The organism is Gordonia sp. CNJ-863 (genome assembly GCF_001942325.1).
Lineage (GTDB): Bacteria > Actinomycetota > Actinomycetes > Mycobacteriales > Mycobacteriaceae > Gordonia > Gordonia alkanivorans.
The window spans coordinates 1-6,085 of sequence record NZ_MKKG01000056.1; the positions used below are offsets into that span (position 1 = coordinate 1).

General features: G+C 62.6%; 3 protein-coding genes and 2 pseudogenes. 2 read left to right on the forward strand and 3 right to left on the reverse strand.

Annotation, left to right across the window (positions count from 1 at the left end):
- The 3 genes and pseudogenes from BJF87_RS26975 to BJF87_RS21530 all read right to left on the reverse strand — a co-directional run.
- Window positions 1-599: pseudogene (locus BJF87_RS26975) on the reverse strand (IS3 family transposase); the annotation flags it as partial.
- A gap of 202 nt (window positions 600-801) precedes the next feature.
- Window positions 802-2,431, reverse strand: a pseudogene (locus BJF87_RS21525) (MDR family MFS transporter).
- Complete coding sequence (locus tag BJF87_RS21530; protein WP_230461842.1) at window positions 2,432-2,926, reverse strand: MarR family winged helix-turn-helix transcriptional regulator; 495 nt, start codon at window positions 2,924-2,926, stop codon at window positions 2,432-2,434.
- Window positions 2,927-3,332: 406 nt separating this feature from the next.
- Between BJF87_RS21530 and BJF87_RS21535 the strand changes: the two genes are divergently transcribed.
- The gene (locus BJF87_RS21535) at window positions 3,333-4,373 is read left to right on the forward strand and encodes a diiron oxygenase (RefSeq protein WP_006359127.1); all 1,041 of its coding nucleotides are present in this window, start codon (window positions 3,333-3,335) and stop codon (window positions 4,371-4,373) included.
- Between the two features lie 31 nt (window positions 4,374-4,404).
- Window positions 4,405-5,919: a 4Fe-4S binding protein gene (locus BJF87_RS21540; RefSeq protein WP_042378911.1), complete on the forward strand. Its 1,515-nt coding sequence runs from the start codon at window positions 4,405-4,407 to the stop codon at window positions 5,917-5,919.
- The last annotated feature ends 166 nt before the right edge of the window (window positions 5,920-6,085 follow it).

Below are 6,085 nucleotides of genomic sequence, written 5' to 3' on the forward strand. Positions count from 1 at the left end.
CATAGGACACCCCAGGCAGGGTTGTCCGGTGCAGATGGGCGCGCATCTTCACCCGCCCGTAGAGGCCCTCCGGAGTCATCTTCCGCCGGCCGTCGTCATCGGTGCGCCAGACGACATTGCGCACCGCATCGACGACGTGGGCATCAGAGACGGTCCGTGCGGCAGGTGCCCGGGTTCGCCATGCCCGGTAGGTTCGTGCGGCAATCGTGCAGCCCTGCTCCCGCAAGACCCGGCAGATCGACTCGACCGCAAAACCGTTGGCGCGCATCTGGTCTATGAACGCCACGATCATCGGTTGCGGGGGTCGAGTTCCCCCGCGAAGAAAGTTGTCGCCGCTTTCAAAATGGCGACGTCTTCGCGTAACTGCTTGTTCTCCGCCTTGAGTCGCTTGATTTCGGCGGACTCCTTCGAGGTGGTCCCCGCGCGGGCGCCGGCATCGACCTGGCTTGTACGGCCCACCGACGTACCGTCTCCCCGCCGACGCCGACCTGCTTGGCGATCGCCTCTGCCGCGGCAGTCAACGACGTGTACTCCCCGCCGTGCGCCTCCAGCAACCGTAAGGCCCTCGAACGGACCTCCGGATCGATTTTCTTAGGCATATGCTCATCCTTCCTGACTCAGAAGGAAGCGGCATCAAAGCTGGGGTGATTCAATGGTCCTCCGAACCTCCGACCCCCAGCCCCATCCCTACCATTTTATGGCAGTGGACCCACTTAGCTTAGGAATAGGGAACTCCTCAAACGAGACAACCGGGCACCCGTGAAACAGCGTGTGCACGGATGCCCGGTTGTTGACGTCCGGTCAGACCTTGTCGGTTGCGCGATCGTTGTCGTCTCGATCGGCTGACTCGGAGTCGCCGAACGGTTCGGATTGGGTCCCGTCAGGTGTCGAGTCGAGGTCGATCGTCCGACGCAGCGGCCGGTTGGGCAGGAGCGACACGGCAATCAGCGCCACCACCGCTGCCGCAGCTGCGATCAGGAAGATCCGCCCTGTTGCGTCACCGTAAGCGACTCGGATGATCGATTCCACCGGGTCCGGCAGTGAGTCGATGTCGAGGTTGCCGCCGGCGGAGCCACCTGTGATCCCGAGCCGAGCAAGGCCGCCCGATGAGAGATCCGTCACGCGAGTGGCCAGGACCGACCCGAGGACCGAGACGCCGATTGCGCCGCCGAAGGTCCGGAAGAACGCGACGTTGCTCGACGCCGCGCCGATGTTCTGGACGCTGACCGTGTTTTGAACCACCAGCACGAGGTTCTGCATCAACATGCCCGTGCCGAGCCCGACGATCAGGATGAAGATACTCACCCACCACAGACTGGTCGCGTGGTCGATCGTCCCCAGCAGTGCGAAGCCGGCGATGAGGAGGGACGAACCGGTCACCATGAACACCTTCCACCTCCCGAATCGGGTGATCAGTTGCCCCGATCCCACCGACGCGATCAGCATTCCGATGACAAGCGGAATCGAGAGAACTCCGGCGATCGTCGGCGAGAAACCGCGCGCGGTCTGGAAGTACTGTCCCAGGAACGTCGTCGAACCGAACACCCCCAGTCCCACTGCGATGGACGCGATGATGGCGAGTCGGTGGTGCGTTCGGTCACGATCTTGAGCGGGATGATCGGCGCTGTGACTCGCGATTCCACCAGCACGGTGCCTGCCAGCAGGAGCAGTCCGCCACCGACGTACATCGCGGACTCCTGAGAGACCCAGTCGTAGTATCCGGCTTTGCCCGCGAACGAGACCCAGATCAACAGCACGGAGACGCCTGCGGTGAGCAGAGTGGCTCCCAGCCAGTCGATGGAGATGTTCTCGGCGCGCTCGGTCTTGATGCGGATGGTCTTCTGGAGGAGGAAGAACGCGATCACTGCCAGTGGTACGCAGACGAAAAAACACCAGCGCCAGCCCAGTGGGCTGTCGACGATGACGCCGCCCAGAATTGGTCCGCCGGACAAAGCCACCGCCATCGTGGCGCCCATGTACCCGGAGTACCGGCCACGCTCACGGGGAGACACGATGCTGCCGATGATCGCCACGACCAGCGCGGTGAGCCCGCCCATGCCGATGCCCTGGACAACGCGCGCCGCGAGGAGAATCGGCACATTGTGAGCCACGCCGGCGATGATCGAGCCGACCACGAAGATGATGATGATCGAGCTTTGGACAAGCATCTTCTTGCTGAAGATGTCGGCCAGCTTGCCCCAGATCGGCGTGGACGCCGCGTTGGCGAGCAAGGCGGTGGTGATGACCCAGGCGTAAGCCGTCTGCGACCCCTTCAGATCGGCGATGATCGTCGGCAGGGCGGTCGCGACGATCGTTGTGCTCAGCAGAGCGGTGAACAACGCTGCGAGCAACCCGGCCATCGCCTCGAGGATTTCCCGGTGCGAATCGCGTATGGATCTGGCTTCGCCACCGCCTCGGTTGAACTTGACATCTAGACCCCTTTTACTGTGATTTTAGATTGCACCGGCCGATCGGCCCGGTGCGCGTATCTGGTCAATGAAGCTCTGAGTTTGCGAAAGGCGCTGCTGGCCGCATGCGCGTCTGCTTGGTCCCAGTCGTCGAGTGCGTTCTGTAACGACTCGGCACGCGCAGCCCTCGTTCGATCGAGGAGCTCGCGACCTGCACTCGTCGTCAGCAACTGCGTGGCCCGCCCGTCACCGGGATCTGGACGGCGGGCGACGTATCCCTCGGCGACCAACTCGGTCACGTGCCGACTCAGCGCCGACTGGCTGATGCACAGATCCGATGCCAACTCGTTCTGGCGACACTGTCCTCGTGCCTCCAGTGCCATGAGCACACCGAGACCACCTGGCAGGATCGGACTCTCGTCCGCCACCGCCCCGCGGAACGCACGCCCCATCAGATACAGCTCGTCAATCAGCTCGATCGCTGTTCGCGCTGAGACCGCCATGACCACCTTCTCCACTCAATAGATGATTGCGTTACACAACTTACATAAGTTGCATGCTGAAATCAACTAGTGTGGCCCGCACCACTTCCGGCCAAAACGAGCATTGCCTGTACTCGATTGGTCACGGCTGGATCCAGATCCCAGCACATGCCACCAGCCCCTGTCGGGGCCAATATCGTGTGCGTGCTTATTCGTACATGCGCACCATCTTCGACCTTGACACCAGCGCATCGAGGTACATCACTGACACAACGGGCTCCGTACCGGATACCTCGGCGGCACCCCCGTCAGCGGCTGCGCCGACCAGGCATCACACGGCCCCAAACGTGACATCGAATGTTGACAAATAGTGGGTCGTCGAAATAATCTGGAAAGGGAAGTATCGCTGTGGTCCGATCCGGCGCCACCCGAAGGAGCGACGATGACAAGTGCATTGACACCAACCTCTCCGGACACCCGCAAGCCCGCCCCGGCACGGTACGTGCCCGAGCACGACAAGACCGGTACCGATCACGATTACGTCCAGGTTCTCGACGACTTGTCCGCGGCGTCTGTCCACCGCAACTTCGATCCCTACATCGACATCGACTGGGACGCGCCGGACATGGCGATCATCGACAATGACCCGCGGTGGATCCTTTCACCTGAGGTCGACCCAATCGGCCGACATCCGTGGTATCAGCAGCTTCCGCAGGAGAAGCAGATCGAGATCGGCATGTGGCGGCAGGCCAACGTTGCCAAGGTCGGACTGCAGTTCGAATCAATTCTCATCCGCGGGCTCATGCAATACAGCTTTAAGCTCCCCAACGGGGCACGTGAATTCCGGTATACGACGCATGAATGCAAGGAAGAGTGCAACCACACTCTGATGTTCCAGGAGTTCGTCAATCGCACTGGGATGGATGTGCCGGGAGCGAAGGTGGGCTTCCGCCTCATCTCGCCATTTGTCCCGCTGCTGTCGACGGTATTTCCTACTCTCTTCTTCTTGGGGGTGCTCGGCGGCGAAGAACCGATCGATCACATCCAGAAGGATTTTCTGCGCACGCGCGCCAACCTTCATCCAACGATGGCGGCGGTGATGCAGCTCCATGTCGCCGAAGAGGCACGCCACATATCCTTCGCGCATCACCTGATCCGCGAACAGGTCCCACAGCGCGGCCGGTTCCAGCGGTTCATGATGTCGTTGATGTTGCCCATCATAATGCGCGTCCTGTGCAACGCCATCATCGTTCCGCCGCGCAGCTTCGCCAAGCGATTCGACATCCCCGGCGAGGTCATGAAGGACAGCTTCTGGCGGTCCCCCGAATCGAAGCGGTTCCTGAGAAACACCTTCGGTGACGTCCGCATGCTCGGCGAGCAGAGTGGCTTGATGAATCCGGTGGCGCGCATGTTGTGGCGTGCACTCGGAATCAGCGGTCGCCCTTCGCGTTTCCGCAGCGAACCCATCTACACCTCGGCCTGAGCGGCACGGAGCGCGGGTATTCACCGAGACCATGTCCCACGTCATCACCCAGGCGTGTTGTGGGGACGCGTCATGCGTATACGCGTGCCCCGTCAACTGCATCCATCCAACGCCCGAAGAACCGGATTTCGGCATCGCCGAAATGCTATACATCGATCCCGCGACCTGCGTCGATTGTGGTGCTTGCGTGAGCGCATGCCCCGTCGGTGCGATTTTTCCAAGCCACCGTCTGCCAGTCGGGCAGGAAAGATTTGCCAAGGTTAACGCCGCTCAGTATCAACACCCCGCCGACTGGACCGCTCGCTTTCCGGTGGACCCGTCGCGTCGGTTGCCGCTCGCACCCATCGGCCATCCCCATCAGCTCGCCGTCGACGAGCGTGTGTCGATCGGCATCGTCGGATCCGGGCCGTCGGCGATGTACGCCGCCGACGAACTGCTACGTCAGCCGCAGATTTCGGTCACCATGTACGAGCGCCTCGACCGGCCGTTCGGGTTGGTGCGATTCGGTGTCGCCCCCGATCACCTGAACACCCGGAAGGTGATGCGACTGTTCGACGACATCGCCCGCAACCCGCGCCTGGAGATCCTGCTGCACACCGAGGTGGGGCGTGACATCACCCTCGCCGAGCTGCGCTCGCGTCACCAGGGAGTGATCTGGGCGGGCGGCGCACCCACCGACAAGCCACTCACGCTGCCCGGCATCGACCACGTCGGCGTCTCGAGCGCCACATCGTTCGTCGGTTGGTACAACGGCCATCCTGATTTTACCGACCTCGACGTCGATCTCTCCACCGAACGTGCTGTGGTCGTTGGCAACGGCAACGTCGCCCTCGATGTCGCGCGGATCCTCGTGGCGGATCCCGAATCGCTCGCCGAGACCTCGATCTCTCAGGCCGCGTTGGCCGAACTGCGGCGGTCAAACGTACGCGAGATCGTCGTGATGGGTCGGCGCGGCCCCCTACATGCGGCGTTCACCCTGCCCGAGATGATCGGCTTGGTGGATTCCGGCGTTGCCGTCACCGTCGATCCGGCTGATCTCGACAAGGCATCACCTGCGGCGCACGACCTCGACATGACGCTGCGGGCCAAGCTCGATCTCCTCGCCGAATGCGCTGCCCGTCCCGCGCCGAAGGGCCGTCGAATCCGGTTGGCGTTCTTCAGTTCGCCGCTGGAAGTCATTGCCGGGCAGGATGGCCGGGCTTGTGGATTGAGGATCGGCCGCAACCGTCCGGTGATCGACGATGCGGGCGTCGCCGCCGGGATCGAAACCACGGGCGAGACGTCGGTGCTCGATGCCGGACTCATCCTGACCTCGGTCGGTTATCGCGGGATCGCGGTGCCGGGCCTGCCCTTCGACGATGCACGCGGGGTCATCCCGAATGCCGAAGGCCGTGTGCTGTCAGGAGCGGATCCGGTGACGGGAATGTACGTGACCGGCTGGATCAAACGCGGACCGTCGGGATTCATCGGCACCAACAAGACCGACTCCGCCGAGACCGTCTCGTCATTGCTCGCCGACCTCGAATCCGGCCGACGTCTGCACTAGTGGTCCGCATTCTCTGGACGGCGCTTTCTTGAGGATTTGGGGCTCTTCCTGATTCAGAGTGCGTCGAGGTGTTGTGCGAGGCCGCCGGAGTGGATGAGTGACCGCAAGATGTAGTGGTTGAGGTTGCGGAAGCCCAACGCGATCCCGCGGAGGTGTTCCAGGCGGC

Coding starts and splice junctions, on each gene's coding strand:
- BJF87_RS21535 (WP_006359127.1), top strand. CDS start 3,333: ATGACAAGTGCATTGACACCAACCTCTCCGGACACCCGCAAGCCCGCC.
- BJF87_RS21540 (WP_042378911.1), top strand. CDS start 4,405: ATGTCCCACGTCATCACCCAGGCGTGTTGTGGGGACGCGTCATGCGTA.